Annotated in this window: 19 protein-coding genes and 2 pseudogenes; 12 read left to right on the plus strand and 9 right to left on the minus strand. The window is 70.0% G+C overall.

Annotated features, from left to right (window positions below; all coding sequences use genetic code 11):
• Together P1P70_RS11120 and P1P70_RS11125 are read left to right on the plus strand one after the other, a co-directional pair.
• Positions 1 to 431: pseudogene (locus tag P1P70_RS11120) on the plus strand (serine/threonine protein kinase); the annotation flags it as partial.
• The gene (locus P1P70_RS11125; protein WP_319236633.1) at positions 428 to 1,348 is read left to right on the plus strand and encodes a hypothetical protein; all 921 of its coding nucleotides are present in this window, start codon (positions 428 to 430) and stop codon (positions 1,346 to 1,348) included. The pseudogene P1P70_RS11120 and the gene P1P70_RS11125, both read left to right, overlap by 4 nt.
• 15 nt (positions 1,349 to 1,363) lie before the next feature.
• Here P1P70_RS11125 and P1P70_RS11130 read toward each other — a convergent pair whose 3' ends face one another.
• Positions 1,364 to 1,753: a hypothetical protein gene (locus P1P70_RS11130; protein WP_319236634.1), complete on the minus strand. Its 390-nt coding sequence runs from the start codon at positions 1,751 to 1,753 to the stop codon at positions 1,364 to 1,366.
• Between the two features lie 249 nt (positions 1,754 to 2,002).
• On the opposite strand from P1P70_RS11130, the gene P1P70_RS11135 reads away from it, so the two are divergent.
• Entirely contained in the window at positions 2,003 to 2,674 is a 672-nt protein-coding gene (locus P1P70_RS11135; RefSeq protein ID WP_319236635.1) for a hypothetical protein, read from the plus strand.
• A 141-nt stretch (positions 2,675 to 2,815) separates the two neighbouring features.
• Here the strand turns inward: P1P70_RS11135 and P1P70_RS11140 are convergent, their stop codons facing one another.
• Positions 2,816 to 3,106 (minus strand): hypothetical protein, encoded by a 291-nt coding sequence (locus P1P70_RS11140; RefSeq protein ID WP_319236637.1) that lies wholly within the window; start codon positions 3,104 to 3,106, stop codon positions 2,816 to 2,818.
• 25 nt (positions 3,107 to 3,131) lie between these two features.
• Positions 3,132 to 3,482: a hypothetical protein gene (locus P1P70_RS11145; protein WP_319236639.1), complete on the minus strand. Its 351-nt coding sequence runs from the start codon at positions 3,480 to 3,482 to the stop codon at positions 3,132 to 3,134.
• A gap of 175 nt (positions 3,483 to 3,657) precedes the next feature.
• On the opposite strand from P1P70_RS11145, the gene P1P70_RS11150 reads away from it, so the two are divergent.
• A complete protein-coding gene (locus P1P70_RS11150) occupies positions 3,658 to 3,945 on the plus strand; it encodes a hypothetical protein (RefSeq protein ID WP_319236641.1) in 288 nt (95 codons plus the stop codon).
• Positions 3,946 to 4,139: 194 nt separating this feature from the next.
• On the plus strand, positions 4,140 to 4,430 hold the full coding sequence (locus P1P70_RS11155; RefSeq protein ID WP_319236643.1) for a hypothetical protein: 291 nt from the start codon (positions 4,140 to 4,142) through the stop codon (positions 4,428 to 4,430).
• A 143-nt stretch (positions 4,431 to 4,573) separates the two neighbouring features.
• Here P1P70_RS11155 and P1P70_RS11160 read toward each other — a convergent pair whose 3' ends face one another.
• Positions 4,574 to 4,954 (minus strand): hypothetical protein, encoded by a 381-nt coding sequence (locus P1P70_RS11160; protein WP_319236645.1) that lies wholly within the window; start codon positions 4,952 to 4,954, stop codon positions 4,574 to 4,576.
• A 429-nt stretch (positions 4,955 to 5,383) separates the two neighbouring features.
• Here P1P70_RS11160 and P1P70_RS45745 point away from each other — a divergent pair, with 429 nt between their 5' ends.
• Together P1P70_RS45745 and P1P70_RS11165 are read left to right on the plus strand one after the other, a co-directional pair.
• Positions 5,384 to 5,545, plus strand: coding sequence for an HAD hydrolase-like protein (locus P1P70_RS45745; protein WP_413471454.1), 162 nt, complete (start codon positions 5,384 to 5,386; stop codon positions 5,543 to 5,545).
• 345 nt (positions 5,546 to 5,890) lie between these two features.
• A pseudogene (locus tag P1P70_RS11165) lies at positions 5,891 to 6,018 on the plus strand (GNAT family N-acetyltransferase); the annotation flags it as partial.
• A gap of 50 nt (positions 6,019 to 6,068) precedes the next feature.
• Here the strand turns inward: P1P70_RS11165 and P1P70_RS11170 are convergent.
• The 5 genes from P1P70_RS11170 to P1P70_RS11190 are packed head-to-tail and all read right to left on the minus strand — an operon-like array spanning position 6,069 to position 11,758.
• Positions 6,069 to 7,751, minus strand: a complete 1,683-nt coding sequence (locus P1P70_RS11170; protein WP_319236647.1) for an ABC-F family ATP-binding cassette domain-containing protein — start codon at positions 7,749 to 7,751, stop codon at positions 6,069 to 6,071.
• Positions 7,748 to 9,418, minus strand: coding sequence for an MFS transporter (locus P1P70_RS11175; RefSeq protein ID WP_319236649.1), 1,671 nt, complete (start codon positions 9,416 to 9,418; stop codon positions 7,748 to 7,750). Before P1P70_RS11175 ends, P1P70_RS11170 begins: the two co-directional genes overlap by 4 nt.
• Positions 9,415 to 10,662: an MAB_1171c family putative transporter gene (locus P1P70_RS11180; protein ID WP_319236651.1), complete on the minus strand. Its 1,248-nt coding sequence runs from the start codon at positions 10,660 to 10,662 to the stop codon at positions 9,415 to 9,417. Before P1P70_RS11180 ends, P1P70_RS11175 begins: the two co-directional genes overlap by 4 nt.
• A complete protein-coding gene (locus P1P70_RS11185; RefSeq protein ID WP_319236653.1) occupies positions 10,656 to 11,186 on the minus strand; it encodes a hypothetical protein in 531 nt (176 codons plus the stop codon). Before P1P70_RS11185 ends, P1P70_RS11180 begins: the two co-directional genes overlap by 7 nt.
• 59 nt (positions 11,187 to 11,245) lie before the next feature.
• Positions 11,246 to 11,758 carry a hypothetical protein gene (locus P1P70_RS11190; RefSeq protein WP_319236654.1) on the minus strand — a complete coding sequence of 171 codons (513 nt, stop codon included), beginning with the start codon at positions 11,756 to 11,758 and terminating at the stop codon, positions 11,246 to 11,248.
• Between the two features lie 250 nt (positions 11,759 to 12,008).
• On the opposite strand from P1P70_RS11190, the gene P1P70_RS11195 reads away from it, so the two are divergent.
• From P1P70_RS11195 to P1P70_RS11215, 5 genes are all read left to right on the plus strand, one after another.
• Positions 12,009 to 13,502, plus strand: a complete 1,494-nt coding sequence (locus tag P1P70_RS11195) for a class I adenylate-forming enzyme family protein (RefSeq protein WP_319236656.1) — start codon at positions 12,009 to 12,011, stop codon at positions 13,500 to 13,502.
• A gap of 70 nt (positions 13,503 to 13,572) precedes the next feature.
• Positions 13,573 to 13,884, plus strand: a complete 312-nt coding sequence (locus tag P1P70_RS11200) for an acyl carrier protein (RefSeq protein ID WP_319236657.1) — start codon at positions 13,573 to 13,575, stop codon at positions 13,882 to 13,884.
• Between the two features lie 35 nt (positions 13,885 to 13,919).
• Positions 13,920 to 14,555, plus strand: coding sequence for an SIS domain-containing protein (locus P1P70_RS11205; protein ID WP_319236658.1), 636 nt, complete (start codon positions 13,920 to 13,922; stop codon positions 14,553 to 14,555).
• A gap of 1 nt (position 14,556) precedes the next feature.
• A complete protein-coding gene (locus tag P1P70_RS11210) occupies positions 14,557 to 15,174 on the plus strand; it encodes a class I SAM-dependent methyltransferase (protein ID WP_319236659.1) in 618 nt (205 codons plus the stop codon).
• 19 nt (positions 15,175 to 15,193) lie between these two features.
• Positions 15,194 to 16,378: a glycosyltransferase family 4 protein gene (locus P1P70_RS11215; RefSeq protein ID WP_319236661.1), complete on the plus strand. Its 1,185-nt coding sequence runs from the start codon at positions 15,194 to 15,196 to the stop codon at positions 16,376 to 16,378.
• Positions 16,379 to 16,445 lie beyond the last annotated feature (67 nt).

Genomic DNA, 16,445 nt, shown 5'->3' on the forward strand with positions numbered 1-16,445 from the left:
CCTCCACCACCACGGACGGGACCACGGAGACGGCCGAGCCCGGCGGGACGACCACCACCCCTGCGCCCACGACCACCTCCCCGACCCCGGTCACCGCCCCCGCCGTCAAGGATGTGTCGGTGTCGGGCTTCCGCCAGACGGGTCCGGTGACCGCCACGGCGACCATCGGCATCGTCACGGACGGCACCGGACCGGTCTCCCTCACCGTCTCGTGGTTCGCGGGCGACTCGAGAGGACAACTCGGCGCCCCGGAGGGCACGTCCCAGACCTTCGAACGCAGCGGCGCCACCCAGTACACGCTCACCGTCGACCACGCCTTCCGGAGCACCGGCTGCTACAGGTACTGGGCGGTGCAGGCCGCGACGACCCCGACCGCCGCCGACGGCGGCGCCTCGCAGCAGCTTCTGACCAGACGGTGTGATATCCGATGACCACGCAGAACGACGACAGCACACCCGCGCCGGCGGAGGCCGACGAGCCCACGATGATGCTGCCGGACTCGGTGACCCTGGTGGAGGGCATCGACGACACGGCCACGCAGGTGCCGGAGCGCACCGAAGGCGGCGAGCCCACCCAGGTCCTTCCGACCGCAGGCGAGTCCGCCCCCACCATGCACCTCGGCCCGGTCGAGGACCGCGTACCCGCTGCCGAGGCGGACACGGCCGACAGCGAACACGCCGAGCGCGCCGAATACGCCGAGTACAGCGCCACTGTGCTGGCCAGCCACTGGATCGTGAGACCCGAGACCGGCGACACCCTCGCCGAGGCGACTGTCGCCGAGAAGACCGTCGCCGAGGCGACCGTCGAACAGCCCCCCACAGCCGCAGTGAACGGGTCCACCCCGCCCGACCGCATCGACGGCACGCTGCTGCGCTTCGGCCCGGGCGTGACGAACATCGTCGCGCAGCGAACCCACCGCACGCTCCCCGCCCTGCCGCCGACCCCGGTACCCCGGCGCCGACGGCTGCGCCGACACGCCCTGCCCGTGCTGGTGCTCCTCTGCGTCCTCGCGTTCCTCGCCTGGCAGCGGCTCGGACCGCCTCTCAAGATCGACGCGGTGACGGTCACGGCCCGGCCCACGGTCCTGCGGTGCGACAGCACCGCGGACATCGTCGCCGTCGTCGCGACGAACGGCCGACCGGGCACGTTCTCGTACCGCTGGATCCGCAGCGACGGTACCCGCTCGGCTGTCCTGGAAGAGGTGATGGTCCGGGGCCAGCGTCAGGCACGCGTGCACCTGCGGTGGACCTTCCAGGGCAAGGGCCACCGCAAGGCCCGGGCCGAACTGCGCATCCTCACGGCAGACCCGCACACCGCGGCCACCCGCTTCACGTACGACTGCTCCTGAGTCCCTCCCTGAGCGTCAGTCGCAGCTGGAAGCGCTCTGGATCATGACGCCCGTCACGGTGAAATAGGAGGGGTACTGGCGTCCCGTGCTCGGCTCGATGCATTCGTAGCCGGTCACGCCGTTGCGGAGGTACCTGAGCATCACCCGGTCGTCGTTGCGGGTGTTGAACACATAGGTCGAGCCCCGGCTCCGCGATCCCAGGTTCTGGTAGTAGTCGGTGACGTCCTGGTACGCGGCGGTCGGCGACTGCGCCTGCCAGTCGGCGGCGGTGAGATAGAAGCAGACGCGGGGGTACGCGCATCCCTTGTAGGAGTCGGCGTGGGCCTGGGGCGCCGCGAAGATCGCCGAACCGGCGACCATGGCGCCGACCATGGCGAAAGTGCGCTTGCTGAGGGAAAGGCGCATGTCTGCTTCCTTCTGTCGTTGAGATGCCACGGGGTCCCGGTCTCCGGTGATCGCGGAGAGGCCCGGCGGGCAACAGACATTGCCGACGATGATCCTTCTCGGCAAGGAGAACCGGAGTCCGGGGGACGGTGGGACGCCGTGGCCGCTGCTGCCTGGCACCTTCCCCGGGCGCTGGGACGCCCGTGGGACGCACTCCTTGACGCGTCCGCCATAACTGGGGGCCGTGCCCCCATCCGCCCCGACCTTGCCATGAGCATGCTGCAGCGAGTGCCGAACGCCCGACGAACGGTCGGTGCACGGACACCTCGACGACAGGAGCAGCATGCGAACGTCAACCCGCAAGGGGTTGCAGGCGGCAGTCACGGCGGCGGCGGTAGGTGCGGCGGTACTGCTGCCGGCAGGGCAGGCTCATGCCGCGACGGGGTCACCGCGAACTTCGCGTTCATCTACGTCGCCGCCGCCGAGGGCAAGGCCAACCAGATCACCGTCAGCGTGTCGGGCGGCCATATCGTCATCGCCGACGAGGGCGACACCGTCACCGCCGGCACGGGCTGCACCCAGCGGACCCCCAACTCCGTGATCTGCGCGGCCGGGGTACGCGCGCTGTCCATCGACACGGGCGACCTCGACGACACGGTGACGTTGGAGACCACCAGGACCCGCGCCTATCTCTACGGGAAGGAAGGCGACGACACCTTCGACGCGCGGTCCAGCGACGTCCGTGTCGTGATGGAGGGCGACGCGGGCGACGACTCCCTGAACGGCGGGGCCGGCGCCGACGAGCTGTGGGGCGGCGCGGGTGCCGACACCATGCGGGGAGGCACGGAAGGCATCCAGGGCAACGACTTCAGCGACGGCCAGGACGGCAACGACATCTGCCTGGGCGATCCCGGAGACAGCGAAGTCTCCTGCGACGACTGACCCCACGTCGTTCGCACACGATCGGCTGCACCGGAGAGGACTGACCGGGCTCGGCGGCACCCTTCGCGGGGAATCCTGCCGCCGAGCGAGGGAACAGAGCTTTTCTCTGCGAGCCGGGAGCCTCGCGAGCCCTCGGGCGACTCAGCCCAGTCCGTCCGCCCCCACCTGGACGGCGGACTCGACGAGCAGCGCGTCGGAGACGGGCTGTGGGTGGCCGTCGAGGTCGAGACCTGCGTGGCCAGCTGTAGGTCTCGTGATCGGGTCGCCGGTGCAGTAGTCGAAGGTACCGATCTCGACCCGGTGGCCGTCGGGATCCCTGAGATACAGGTAGAAGGCGTTGGCGACGCCGTGGCTTCTCGGACACCGGCGGCACGGGCGACCACTCCGATCCCGCTCCGTGCCAGACCAGCGAACCGCCGAGCGGAAAGCCACGAGTCAAAGATCTGCACGCCCTGACTCACAGCCACCGCTTGGCTGCCTCGACGCTGTCGCCGCCACTCGTGTTGAACGCGATCGCCGCCTTCGGCGCGTGACGGCGGACCAGATTCACGACCTGCTCAAAGAGCGGCAGAAGAAGTTCCGGCTTGCGGATCCCACCCCCGATGACAACGACGTCCCAGCTGTGCTCGGACAGTGCTGCGACGATCGTCGGCGCGGTCGACTCATCCAGCTCGATCAGCGTCATCGACGCATCGATGGCGTGTTCGCCGAATCGGGCCAGTTCCAGATCGAGGGCCACTCGAAGGGCATCTCCATCCACACCGGGCACTGCGCGCGGGTCGACACCGAGAACGAGAACACGGGACATGTCCAGAAGACGATCAGCCGTCAACCCGAGTTCCCGAGGCGCGAGGTCGGCGTCCGAGAGGAGGAGCGACGCACCGGGGAATCAGCTGAACGACACGGAGGGTGGGGAATCGCTCGGTGTCGACCCGCGTTTCGACCGTCGACACCAACAGCGGCACCACGCGGAGTCACCACAGGTGGAGGAAGCTCCGGACATCGTCATGGCCGTCGAGGGCCCGACCGTCCACATCCGACGGGTCCGCCTCGGCCCGCGCCGCCAGGGACTCCGCCAGCGCGCGAGCCTCATCGCTGAGATGCCCAAAGCGTCGAGCGGTATGGCCCAGGCACAGCCCAGCCAGCCCGAGCAGCGGACTACCCGACACAGCCCGCGTCCCGACCTGCACGCACCAGTGCTCGACGAACCCCGCGTCACCGTCGTTCAACGCGGTGCCGACCAGGACTCCTGCCGCCTCGCACTCTGCTGAGCGGTCACGCAGAGCACGTTCCAACGTCTCGACCACCACCCCGTGAGGCAGGGCGGGAGGGTTCTCGAATCTCGGATGAGAATGCATCCCGCGAGACTACGCGGACCGCCTCCAACGGCTACCCGCCGCTTACCCGTCCGGCAGGACGGGGCGAACAATGTCTTTGTGCCGACTCCGAAGGGCGTGCGGCTCTGGTGGCGATCGGACTGCCCGAGCTCCTGCGGCTGCTGCTGGTCGCCCCGTGGTGGCGCGACTGCGAGACGTTCGAAGACGAGGAGAGCCGCGAGCTCGCGGCCGAGTACGTCGAGGGCATGCCGGACCTCGTGGCCCGACGAGACCGAGCTGCTGCAGCCCTTGGCCTCGGCCTCCCGGAGCAGGGAGAGGTTCTGGCCCGCTTGTGGGAGGTAGCTGTTCGGGTAGGAGAGAGCTTCGTTCTCATCCTCACGCCGGAGGGTCACCGATACGAGCCTCTCATCAGAAACTGAGACGTATCGCGGCAGCAGGCAGCAGGCAGCAGGCAGCGTGCGCCGGCGAATGAGGGCGTCGCCCTCGTCCAGTCGCGAACAAGAAGTGCCAAGCTGAATGCCTACGTCAACAACAAGCAGAGCAAGGTGATTTGCGGGCGCACTCAGATGGTCGGTCCTTTGCCAGAAACCTCTGCGAGCCCTCGATGGCGCTCACGCCACAGCGCTGCTGCCGGGGAGTCCTCCACGAGCACCCAGCTGCCGAAGTCCTCACGCACGAAGCCCGGGTCGACGGGCATGAGCCTGATCTGCGGACGGTTATCCATCCACCAGATCTCGAAGTCCGTCGTTGTGCCGACGGCAGGCCAGCGCGTCGCGTCCCGCGGCAGCATGAGTATGTCGACGAAGCCGGTGACGGCAAGCCCCAAGTCGACACCGATCCCGGTGACGCCGGGATGGCGAACCCAGTCCACTGTTCCGGTCAGCTGCTGGCCAAGCCGAAGCTGTCCGCGCAGCTCGTCCCAGGCGTTGTCGAGGGGAGTCATCCCAGACATCTTGCTGCATGCTGCGCCGGCCAGGCGTACGTTCACGCGCCGAAGCCCACCTCTGCCTCGGTCCCCGCGCCGGTGGGACTGCGGGATGGACGCGTGCACCACCCTGCAGCCGGCGGCCTCCAGGGCGATCCCGGCTTGTAGGGGTCCAGACGTGTCCAGCGAGGACGCGGCTTCTTCCGGGGCGGCGGCCAGACCGACTCCACTGCGGCCTTCACCGTGCGGAACCCGACACCGAGCTCACGCATCAACGCCCGGTACGACATATCTGCCCGGGCATCACGACGGATCGCCGCGTACAAGTCGACCTTGGGCTTTGGCGGCGCCATCGCAGCCTCATCCCGAAGAGCACTCCGATGCTCCCACCGCAAGCCCTCAAGTGTTGCCCGACGGCGATCCGGAACGCGTTCAGGGGTACCTCCAGTGCTGGTCCACCCGAACCTAGGATTCTTCCATGCTGCCGCAGATACCGTCGGAATGCCCTTGCCCGATGCGTGGGGCATCGGCGATTCCCCGTATGCCGACAACTCCGGCGCTATCGCGCTCGGGCTTCGAACCGTGCGGGTGTCGAAAGGACAGCCCTGAGCCCAGGACACCTACCAGCCCACCCATGTCGCCAAGGACGTCGCCACCGCGATCGACCACGTCATCAGCGCGGCGAGACAAGGCACGACCGACCCTCTTGGCCGTTTCCGCAGGGACGAACCTGTGAGACTTCGCCGCCACCTCGCGCGGGTTTGGCCGGAACAAGGGCGCATGCGCAGACGGCACCAAGGAGCTGATCGCCATGAGCGACGGCTACCGGGAATCGGCCACTCCTGGGCCGGCAGCGTGGGCGCGGCCTCGGCGATGGTCTGCAAACTGGTGAAGTCCGCCCAGCAGCGTGCCTATCTGGGCCACTGCAAGGCCCTCGTCGCGCACCCTTCCCTGTTCCGGCCGTTGGACGAGCACAGCCCCGCCGTGGTCGAACTCGGCTATCGCTCGAACCGGGCAGCATGGGGCACGGCTACGTCACCGAGGAGTATCAGGCCCTGATCCGCAAGGGGTTCACGGACCTCGCGGCCACCTCCCAGTGCAACCGTCGGCGTCGTGGCTCCCACGACCTCAGTCACTGCGGTGAGGCGGAATGTCCCATGTCGATGAGCCGACCTGCCGCGCGGCGCAGCCGGCGGTCGTGTGTGACGGTGAGGACCGGGCCGGGGAACTCGTCGAGTGCTGCTTGCAGGTCCTCGACCAGGGGCAGGCTCAGGTGATTGGTCGGCTCGTCCAGGAGCAGTACGTGAGGCTGGAGCCGCACCAGGCGAGCGAGGTCGAGCCGGCGCCGCTGCCCCACACTCAGCGAACCCACCGGTACCCGCAGGTCCTCCTTCCGGAACAGGCCCAGGCCGAGGAGGTGTTCAGCGGCTTCGTCCTCCGAGGCCGTCACCCGTTCGGCGAAGGCCCGCAGCATGGGGCGGTGCCCGGAGCCGAAGTGGCTCTCCTGAGGCAAGTGCGCGACACGCACGCCCGGCCTGTACCGCACCGTGCCCGAGCTCGGAGGCAACTCTCCCGCCAGGACGCGCAGCAGGGTGGACTTGCCCGCGCCGTTCGGGCCCACCACCACGACGCGGTCCTTGCCCCCGAGAGCCACCGGAGGGAGACGGATGCCGTCGAGTGCCGCCGTGGCCTCGGCGTCGACGAGGAGGCCGTCGTCGGCGTCCGGTGCGCCAAGGCCGTCGGACTCGGCGTCGACGAGGCCGACCGCTCGAAAGCGCAGCGGTGCCGGCGGCCTTGGTACGGGGGTGGCGTCCAGGCGCCGGAGCTCCTCCCGGGCCGAACGTGCCTGCCGCGAAACGGCCGCCTGCGCGCCGACGGCCCGGGCGTCGTACTCCATCTTCCCGGTGTCGCGTGGCCCCCGGTAGGAGCGCGCCGACACGCCGGCGCGGGACAGCCGCCGCTGAGCCACGGCGCGCTTTTCCTCCCACTCCCGGTACCGGGTGTCCCAGCGTCGCCGTGCCGCCACCTGTTCGGCGGCGTACGAGCCGTACCGTCCGCCGTAGCGGACGGCCGTGCCTTCGGGGCCGTCCAGGTCGATCAGGCCGGTGACGGCGCCGTCGAGCAGGTCACGGTCGTGTGAGGCCATCAGGCACGGTCCGGGATACGAGCCGAGCCAGCCGACGAGCCAGTCCGCCGCCGCGTCGTCGAGGTGGTTCGTCGGCTCGTCGAGCAGCAGTGCGGGCGGTCGGCGCAGGACGAGCAGGGCCAGACTGAGGCGGGCCCGCTCGCCCCCGGACAAGTCGCGGGCGAGCCGGTCCGGCGGCAGTCGGCGCAGACCGAGTGCCTCGAAGACCTCTGTGGCGCGCGCCTCGAAGCGCCAGCCGTCGCGGGCTGAGAACTCCTCCTGGAGCGTGGCGTATTCGTCCAGCACCGGAGACAGCCCGGCCTCGTCGCCGTCGTTCATGCGCTGCTCGAGCTCGCGCATCCGCTCACTGATCCCGTCCAGGTCGGCGCGGGCCAGGGCGAGGCACCGGGACAGGTCCCAGTCGCCCGGCAGTTCGGGTTCCTGAGGCAGAAAGCCGGGGTTCCCGTCGAGTGCGTACCGGACCTGTCCCCGGTCCGCGGCCTCGCCGCCGGCGAGGACGCGCAGCAGGGTCGACTTGCCGACGCCGTTCTCCCCGATCAAGCCGAGACGGTCGCCCGCCGAGACGGTGAGGGTGACACCGTTCAGTACGGTCCGGTCCCCGCGCGTCTTGATGACGTCCTCGGCCGCGATGTGTGCGGCGCCGCCAGTGATCACCATGTCATGCATCATGACTGTTTCCTCCTGTCGCTACGGTGGCCCTGTTCGCCGTCACCGAGGACACAGGCAGGCTGCGCCGAGGAGGCCCGCCCCTCGGCATCCGGTCCTGAAGAGGGGGCCCGGTCCCTGTCCGGGTGGACTGCGGTGGCAGCGGAGGCAGAGGCAGCGGAGGCAGGCAGATCGCGGAGCCGGACCGCACTGAGGACGGCGGCGGTGATCACGATCAGGGTGGCGGCCACGGAGGCCAGAGCGAGGCCGTGGGCGAAGGCCTCACGGGCGGCGTCGGCCAGGGCTTCGCCGAGGCGGCCGGGGAGTTCCCCGGAGATCCGCACCGCGCCGGCGACGGTGTTCGTCGCGGTGTCCGCCGCCTCCGGGGGCAGACCGTCCGGCGCGGTGTCCGACAGCCGGTCCCGATAAACCGCCATGCCGAAGCTGCCGAGCACCGCGACGCCGAGCGCCACGCCCAATTCGCCGCTGGTTTCGGACAGGGCCGATGCCGCTCCCGCCCTCTGGGGCGGCGCCGTACTGATGACGAGGTCTGTGCACAGGGCGATCATCGGGCTCAGGCCGAGTGCGACGATCACGTAGCCCACCATGAGCAGCGGGAGGTCGTCACTGCCCAGCCGGGTCATGGTGCCGAAGCCCACGCCCGCCAGCAGGAGGCTGCCGCTGACGACGGCGAACGGACGCAGTCGGCGTACGAGCAACGGAGCCAGCAGCGAACCCACGATGGTGCCCAGTGCGGCGGGGACCATCCACGCGCCGGCGAGCATGGGCGACAGTCCCAGGACCTCCTGCAGGTACAGGGCGATGAACAACTGGGTACCGCCCATGGCCAGCAGCCCCAGCAGATAGATTCCCAGTGAGGCGTTGACGACCCGGTCGCCGAGCAGCCCGAGGTCGAGCAGCGGGTCGGTCAGCCGTCGCTGGCGGCGGACGAAGGCCGTGCCCACCGCCACCCCGACCGAGGCGGACACCGCCGGCACCCAGCCCACGCCGTGCTCGGCCAGCTGCTTGACCGCGTACACCACCGACAGCACGGCGGCCAGCGACAGTACGGCGCTGGCCAGATCCAGCCGCCCGGCAGCGGGGTCGCGGTACTCGGGCAGCAGGGTCGGTCCCAGGGCGAGCAGGAGCACCATGACCGGCACTCCCAGCAGGAACACCGAGCCCCACCAGAAGTGTGTCAGCAGCACACCGCCGAGCACCGGGCCGATGGTGGTGCCGACCGAGAAACTGGTCATCACCACGGCGACGGCGAAGCCTCGTTGGCGGGTGTCCTCGAACATCACGCGGACCAGCGACAGAGTGGAGGGCATCAGCGTGGCCCCCGCGAGCCCCAGCAGGGCGCGTGCGCCGATCAGCATGGGCGCGCTCGTCGAGTACGCGGCGAGGACCGAAGCGGCGGCGAACAAGGCGGCGCCGGTCAGCAGCAGCCGACGACGGCCCACCCGGTCACCGAGCGCCCCCATCGGGACCAGCGCGCCGGCGATGAGGAAGCCGTAGATGTCGGTGATCCACAACATTTCCGTGGAGGTCGGCCCGAGATCGACGCTCAGTTGCGGCATCGCCAGGTACAGGACGGTCATGTCCATGGAGATGAGCAGCGTGGGCAGGGCCAGGGCGGCGAGTCCGGTCCACTCCCGCCGTCCGGCACGGGGCGGGGCGACTGTGCTCATACGACATTTCCTCCCTGTGTTCCCTGTGTTCCGTGTGTTCCGCGTGGTTCGTCTGTCGTCGGTGTGTGGTGCGGACCGGCCGCCGGGTGTGCCGCAGGGGAGGGAGACACCGGCACCGAAGCGGTGGCGTACACACAGGCGACCCGGGTCAGGAACGCCCTCTCCTCGGAGAGGTCCGCACAGCCGGGACCGGAGACGGCGCCGGCGTGGCGCCGTGGTGGGTCGCCGGCCAGTTTCGCCCGGCGCGCCTCCTTGAGGAGGTGGGCCAACGCGGTGGCGGCCCGGTCCGTTCCCTGGCTCTTGGACGCGAACAAGTGCCGTGCCCTCGCGTGCACTTCGGCGGGCGCGTAGTCGTGCAGCACGAGCATGGCGTCATGTATCTCGACCACCTGGCGGTAGAGCAGCAGTCGGCGTTTCCCCTTCGGGGACAGAACTGCGAGGAGCCGCGGACGCGGCTGGGAGAGGGCGACGTTCGGACATGCGTCCATCAACTCCCGCCACATCGGCCAGATCCGCCAGCAACTCCATGACTCCGTCACGGCCTGGCGGATCGCCGCCACGGTCGGAATCGTCAGGGCGGCCGAGGTGAGCAGCCCGTGCAGGGCGAGCAAGAACGGCTTGAGGGAGAGCGGCCAGGAAGGGCCGGCCGCGAGCTGGCAGAGGACACTCAGCCAGAAAAGGCTGGCAAACAGGGTTCCGGAGGAGAAGAGGATGACCGCGGCGCGCAGCCGACGGTTGCCGCTGTCACGCAGGTGCCTCAGACAGACCAGCGCGCACACCCAGTTGGCAGCCAGGTGCGTGACGACGATGAGGAGCCAGAACGCCGTGGACGGCGTGGGCGTGCCGCCCGCCCCGACGCTGTGTGCGGCATGCGGCGGACTCGCGATGTCGAGGACGATCACGGCGGGCACGACGCTGGCCGCCACCACACGCAGTCGGCGCCGCAGTGTCCGGTCCCCGGTGACGGAACCGGTGAACTCCAGGAGGATGACCGCCGAGACGACCCCACAGACGTTGCGTACGAGGTCCATGCCGTGACCGTCCCAGCCCCACCGGTCGAGGAGGTACCCGGTCTGTTCCAGGTCCAGGGAGTTCGCCACCGCCGCCGCCAGAATGATCAGCCAGAGTGGCCGCTGACGCTGCGACACCAGGGCGTGGGGCGCCCTCAGCAGGATGGCGGCCCACATGGTCAGCGTTCCCAGGGTCTGTAATCGGTCGCCGGCCAGGACCGCGTCACTCAGCACGGGGTGTCCAGCCCCAGTGCCTTCTCCAGCTTCCCCAGCGGTCCTTCGGGCGTGGGCGTGGGCCGCTCCGGGCCGGCGGAGAGCAGCGCCGTGCTCCACATGAGGCTCGCCAGCGTCTCCGCTTCCTGCTCCTGGGGTGTGTCGTACGACGTACGGGCCATCAACTGCCGCACGAGGCCGGGGGAGAGGTCGGGCATGAGGGCGCTCATGGCGGAAGCCGGGGGCAGACCGCCGGCGTCGTGCTCGAGGAGCATGTGGCTGATCTCGTGCAGGATGATGTGCTCCTGGTGGAGACGGCTGGTCGCCGGCTCGACGAAGATGTGGTCGTCGGTGTCGGTGGCGAGCCAGACTCCGCATGCACCGGGGGCCATCGGCTGGGTCGGCAGCGGATGAACGTGCAAGGGACGGTCACGGTGCCGGGCCAGGCATCGGCACAGTTCGTCCAGAGTGACGCGCCGGGACAGGTCGAGGGTCTCCAGCAGTGAGTGGCAGCGCCGCCGCAGGGTTCTGTGTCGCAGTACCAAGGTGTCCCCTTCGTTCGGGATCGCCCGCGGAGTGCGCCGGTGGCGGACGGTGCCTGCCGTCAGCGTCCCGGCGCGGTGTTGTCTGTGTCCCGGGCGTCAGGCTCCCGCTGCCCGCGCTCGTCAGGATCCTGGTCCTCGACGAGGGGCAGCCCTTGGAGCGTGCGTGCCTGGTTGACCATGGTCAGCAGGGCGTCCAGTGATTCTTCCGACAGGCCTTCGGCGCGCAGCGCCAGTGAGCGGACCTTGGTCGCGCGCAGTGCGGCGGCCAGCCGGAGCTGGGAGTTGACGCGCTCTGTGACCTCCTCGTTGAGGAAGTACTCCGGTGGCACACCGAAGAACTCCGCCAGGACGTCGAGCTGTTCGAGCGTCACATTGTGTTTCCTTCCGGAAGCCAGCTCCCACAGGTACGTGCCCGAGAGTGCGCCTCCCGTGGTCTCGCGGATCTCCTTGGCCAGCCTTGTGTAGCCCGGCCGGGTGCGCTCGTCCGGGTAGAGCGCGTTGATGAGCCTGGTCAGGTGCTGATCGATCCTCCGGGTGAGAGGGCGTCTGCGAGATGGCTCTGCGTCGCTCACGGGGCGCCTCCGCCGATGCTGCGTGGTGATGTCATACCAACCTTCGACTGTCCGCTACAGCGGATGCAAGTGCCAGCAATGCTGGCTCGCCTGTCCGCTGTTGTTGACAACCTCGACCTGAGTGGATAACCCTGGTCGGGGCCGCCCACTATAGCGGACGGAGGTCTCTGTGTGTGACGGACATCATGCGCACCACGACCCGTCGGAACCACCCCGCGATCCAAGCAATTCACACCTGGTCGTTCCGGAAGTGCTGGAACGTTCCGCCAAGGACAGTCCCGGGGCTCCCGCCCTCACGGACGGCCGACTGGGGCTGACGTACCGCCAACTCCTCGACTGCGTACGGGAGGTGGCCGGCGCCTTGGCCCGAGCGGTCGAGCCCGGCGATCGGATCGCCCTGCAGATCCGCCGCTCCGCCGAATACGTCGTCCTCTACCTCGCCGTACTCGAACTCGGCGGCGTCGTCGTACCGCTGGCCACCGACCTCAGCGAGGACGAGACCGCCCGTGAACTCGACGACTGCGAGCCCCGTCTGCTCATCCGGGACGCGGAGGGCACGCGCGCCCGTCCACCAGGGCCGGACGCCCGCACCGCTGTTCTCGACATAGCGGTACGCGCCGGCGTCGAGGGGCATCTCCGCAGGCTGCGACCGTCCCTCGGCGCCCCGGTACCGGTCCCCTCGCCGCCGCGGGACCCGGAGTCGCCCGCCGTACTGCTCGGCACCTCGGGATCCTCCGGCCTGCCCAAGCGGGTCGAGCTCGCTCACCGGTCGGTCCTGGCGAGCGCCCGCGCCCACCGTGCCTCGCTCGGCGCCGCGACCGGGCGGGACACCACCTTGGTGACCGTCCCGCTGGGCTTCGGCTACTGCAACACCGTCCAGCTCGTCGGACAACTCGCCGCAGGCGGCCACATCGTGCTGCTGGACGGCGACTTCCTGCCCAGCCGTTTCGGCCGGCTCGTCGAACAGCACCGCGTGACCTCCACTCTGCTGGTGCCGGCGATGCTCCGGCTGCTCGGCCTGGGCGACTGGCACCGCGCCTGTGATCTGTCGTCGCTGCGGCACATCGTCTTCGGGGGCGCGCCCACCCCGGCCGAGGTGCTCGCCGAGGTGACGGCCCGACTGCCCGGCACCGAACTGATCGAGACGTACGGCCAGACCGAGGCCGGCCCCCGCATCACCACCCTCCGGCAGCGCGACCGCGCGGACCGCCCCCGGAGCGTCGGCCGTGCCGTGCCCGGCATGCAGATCACCATCCGCGACCGGGCATTCCGCAGCCTGCCGACGGGGCGCGCCGGCGAGATCGTCGTCCGGGGGGACGGTGTCATGACCGGCTACCACGCGCGTCCGGAGGAAACCGCCGAGGTGCTGCGCGACGGCTGGCTGCGCACCGGTGACCTCGGCCGGCTGGACGACGACGGCTTCCTCCAACTGTGCGGAAGGCTCCGCAACATCGCCATCGTGAACGGAATCAACGTCTCCCTGGAAGAGGTGGAGGCCTGCCTCACCCGGCACGCCGCCGTCGTCGAAGCGGTGTGCGACCTCGAACGCGACGAGCGGTCGGGCGAGTCGCTGACCGCCCGGATACGTCTGGCGGACGGGACGCCCGTCCCGTCCGACCGGGAACTGCTGGGCTTCTGCAGGGCCCGGCTCAGCCCGCACAAGGTGCCACGGCGCATCGTCGTGGTCGACGACTTCCCCCGCACCCGCAACGGGAAGATCGCCCGGCACTCCCGTACGGCCTGATCACCACACCCCGACCCGCACGTGACCCCGCAAGCCGTCACCCCGCCCAGCAGGGACGTCGAGGAGGCTGATGACAGCCATGAACGGCAACACCGCGGCCGGCAGCGCCGTGAGTACGGACAGCACGACCACATCGGTGAGGGCCTGGATCACCGAGAAGGTGGCCGCGATCAGCATCCCCCCACGCCCCGTCGAGGAACTCGACGGCTCCCAGTCACTCACCCAGGACCTCGGCGTCGACTCGCTCGCCTTCATCGAGACGCTGGTCGCCTTCGAGGCGGAGTTCGGCGTGCGGCTCGACGAGGAACGGCTGCTGCTCTTCTCGTACGACACCGTAGGCGACCTCGCCGACCACCTGACCCGAACCTGCGCACGATCCTGACCGGCCTGCCGATTCTGCGAAGTGGAGAAATCCCAGTGGATCCGGACGACTACGTGAAGTCGCTGGTGGAAACCGTCGAGAACCTCAGCGTGGCGGGGGTCAGATCGGCTGCCGACCGGCTGGCGGCCGCCTGGGCCCGAGGCTCGACGGTGTTCGTCGCGGGCAACGGAGGCAGCGCCGCCACCGCCTCCCACATGGCCTGCGATCTCGCCAAGACCGCAGTGCGGGGCCGGCCGGGGGGACTGCGAGTGGTACCGCTGCTGGACGTCTCCGCCGTGACGGCCTGGGCCAACGACGTCTCCTACGCAGCGGTGTTCGCCGGCCCGCTGGCCGCCCAGGCGCGTCCGGGGGACGTACTGATCGTCGTCAGCGCCAGCGGCAACTCCCCCAACATCGTCGAGGCCCTCGCGTGCGCCCGTGCCGGCTCGGTCGAGACGATCGCCCTGCTCGGTTTCGACGGTGGCGCCGCCCGTGCCCTCGCCGACCACGTGATCCTGGCGAACGCCTCGCACTACGGCGTCGTCGAGGACGTCCACCTCGCCGTCAACCACATGCTCACCGAGCTGCTGCGCGACCGCGCCGACATCGACGTGCCGGACGTGGCGTCGCCCGCGGCCGGTCTCCCCGCAGCGACGGCCCCGGCCGCTGCCCGCTCCCTGCGGGAGGTATGAGATGGACGTCTGGGACGGGCGGGCCGGGAACCCGGGGCTGTACGCGGTCCTCTCCAACCGCTGGAGCGAGGACGAGTGCGCCGTCGTCGACAGCGCCCAGAAGTCACTGATCGAACGGCTCGTGCAGGACCTCGACGGGCGGAGGGTCGTCGATCTGGGATGCGGAGTCGGCCGACTGACGAGCTGGGTGAGCCGCCGTGCCGGCCTGACCGTAGGGATCGACCGGTCGGCCGGGATGGTGGACAGGGCCCAGCAGGCGGTGGCCGGTAGACCGGCGGTGGCGCTGCGGGCGTCCACGGCGCAACTCCCGCTGCCCTCGGGAGCCTTCGACCTGGTGCTCGCGGTCTTCACCCTGCAACACGTCGTCGACGAGGAGGAGTTCCGGGCGTCCGTGCGCGAGATGGGCCGCGTAGCCGCCCGGCCGGGCGGAGAACTGCTGATCGTGGACGGCCACAATCCCACGTCAGCGGCACAGGACGTCTCCAGCCGCACGACCACGACCGTTGTCCGGCCTCTGGACGCGTACGGCGATCTGACCCGGTACGCCGACCGTGTCGCGGTCGAGGAGCAGGAATACGTGGGCGACCGGTATCTGGCCCAGGTGTGGCGGACCCGATGACACGGCAGGGAGCTCGGAGTTGAAGATATGGTTTCTCACCCCCACCTTCCCGCCGGTCCGCGGCGGATCGGAGACGCAGGCGTTCACCCTGGCCGCCGGACTGGTCCGCGAGGGCCACAGTGTCTCCGTGCTGACCGAGCGCTATCCCGGCTCGTCGGCCGTCGAAGAGCTGGCGGGCGTACGGGTGCACCGGTCCCGCACCGATCCGGAGCGCTGGAGGTCGCCCGACCGCGTGCCCTGGGAGGAGCGCGTCTTCGGCCTGCTGCGTGACGCGCAGGACCTGATCACCCCGGACCGGACCGACGTCCTGCAGACGTTCTGCCAGGTCGGAGCCGTGCTCGGCGCGATGATGACATCCTCCCTGCGCTGCCCCCTGGTGGTGACGATGAACGAGACCACCCCCCACACGGACCCCTTCGGAAGCGCCCGGACGCGGCTGGTCTACGGTCATCTGCCCTACGACGCCGTGGTGACCGGCAGCGCCGAATACCAGAGGCAGGCCATCGAGTACGGCGCGGACCCTGCCCGGGTGCACCTGGCGCGGTACGGCATCGACGGCGATCTGTACGGCCCCGGTGACGGGAGTGAGGTCGACGAGGCCCGCCAGTGGCTCCGGGTGGCACCGGGCGATCAAGTGGTGCTGCTGGTCGGACGGTTCAAGGAACGCAAGGGACAGCGCGAACTCGTCCGGGCCATGACCCGGGTGACACGACGCCACCCACGTGCCCGCGCCGTCCTGGTCGGTTCGCTCAACTCCGCGTCCGTCGCCTACCAGCGGCAGGTGGAGCAGGACATCGCGGACGCCGATCTGTCCGAGCGCGTGCTGCTGCGGACCTCCGCGCTGCCCTTCGGCTCGCTGCGCGCGATCTACACCGCGGCCACCGTCGTCGTCCAGCCCAGCCACAGCGAAGGGCTCGGGCTGTCCGCCATCGAGGCCATCGCCGCCGGACGGCCCCTCATCGCCACAGCGGTGCCCGGGCTCTCGGAGGTGCTGGAGAGCTGCCCCGGTACGGTTTCCGTGCCACCGAAGGACCCCGACGCGCTGGCGGACGCGATCTGCGCCGTTCTCGACAACCCGGAGAAGGCGGAGCGTGGTGCGCGTCGCGCCAGGGCAGCGGTGCGCCGGGAGTTCGACGCCCGCGACATGGTCGGCGGCTACCTCAAGGTCTACGAGCGGCTCCGGGCCACCGAGGACGTGACGTGAACAGCGACCTCACCGGATGTGCCGTGCCGTGCCGGCCGACCGTCGAACGCGCCGCGGGGCCCCGGCG

It is taken from the genome of Streptomyces sp. MB09-02B, from assembly GCF_033794485.1.
Classification (GTDB): domain Bacteria; phylum Actinomycetota; class Actinomycetes; order Streptomycetales; family Streptomycetaceae; genus Streptomyces.

Coding starts and splice junctions, on each gene's coding strand:
- P1P70_RS11210 (WP_319236659.1), top strand. CDS start 14,557: ATGGACGTCTGGGACGGGCGGGCCGGGAACCCGGGGCTGTACGCGGTC.
- P1P70_RS11130 (WP_319236634.1), bottom strand. CDS start 1,753: ATGCGCCTTTCCCTCAGCAAGCGCACTTTCGCCATGGTCGGCGCCATG.
- P1P70_RS11135 (WP_319236635.1), top strand. CDS start 2,003: ATGAGCATGCTGCAGCGAGTGCCGAACGCCCGACGAACGGTCGGTGCA.
- P1P70_RS11160 (WP_319236645.1), bottom strand. CDS start 4,954: ATGACTCCCCTCGACAACGCCTGGGACGAGCTGCGCGGACAGCTTCGG.
- P1P70_RS11200 (WP_319236657.1), top strand. CDS start 13,573: ATGACAGCCATGAACGGCAACACCGCGGCCGGCAGCGCCGTGAGTACG.
- P1P70_RS11125 (WP_319236633.1), top strand. CDS start 428: ATGACCACGCAGAACGACGACAGCACACCCGCGCCGGCGGAGGCCGAC.
- P1P70_RS11170 (WP_319236647.1), bottom strand. CDS start 7,751: ATGATGCATGACATGGTGATCACTGGCGGCGCCGCACACATCGCGGCC.
- P1P70_RS11145 (WP_319236639.1), bottom strand. CDS start 3,482: ATGTCCCGTGTTCTCGTTCTCGGTGTCGACCCGCGCGCAGTGCCCGGT.
- P1P70_RS11175 (WP_319236649.1), bottom strand. CDS start 9,418: ATGAGCACAGTCGCCCCGCCCCGTGCCGGACGGCGGGAGTGGACCGGA.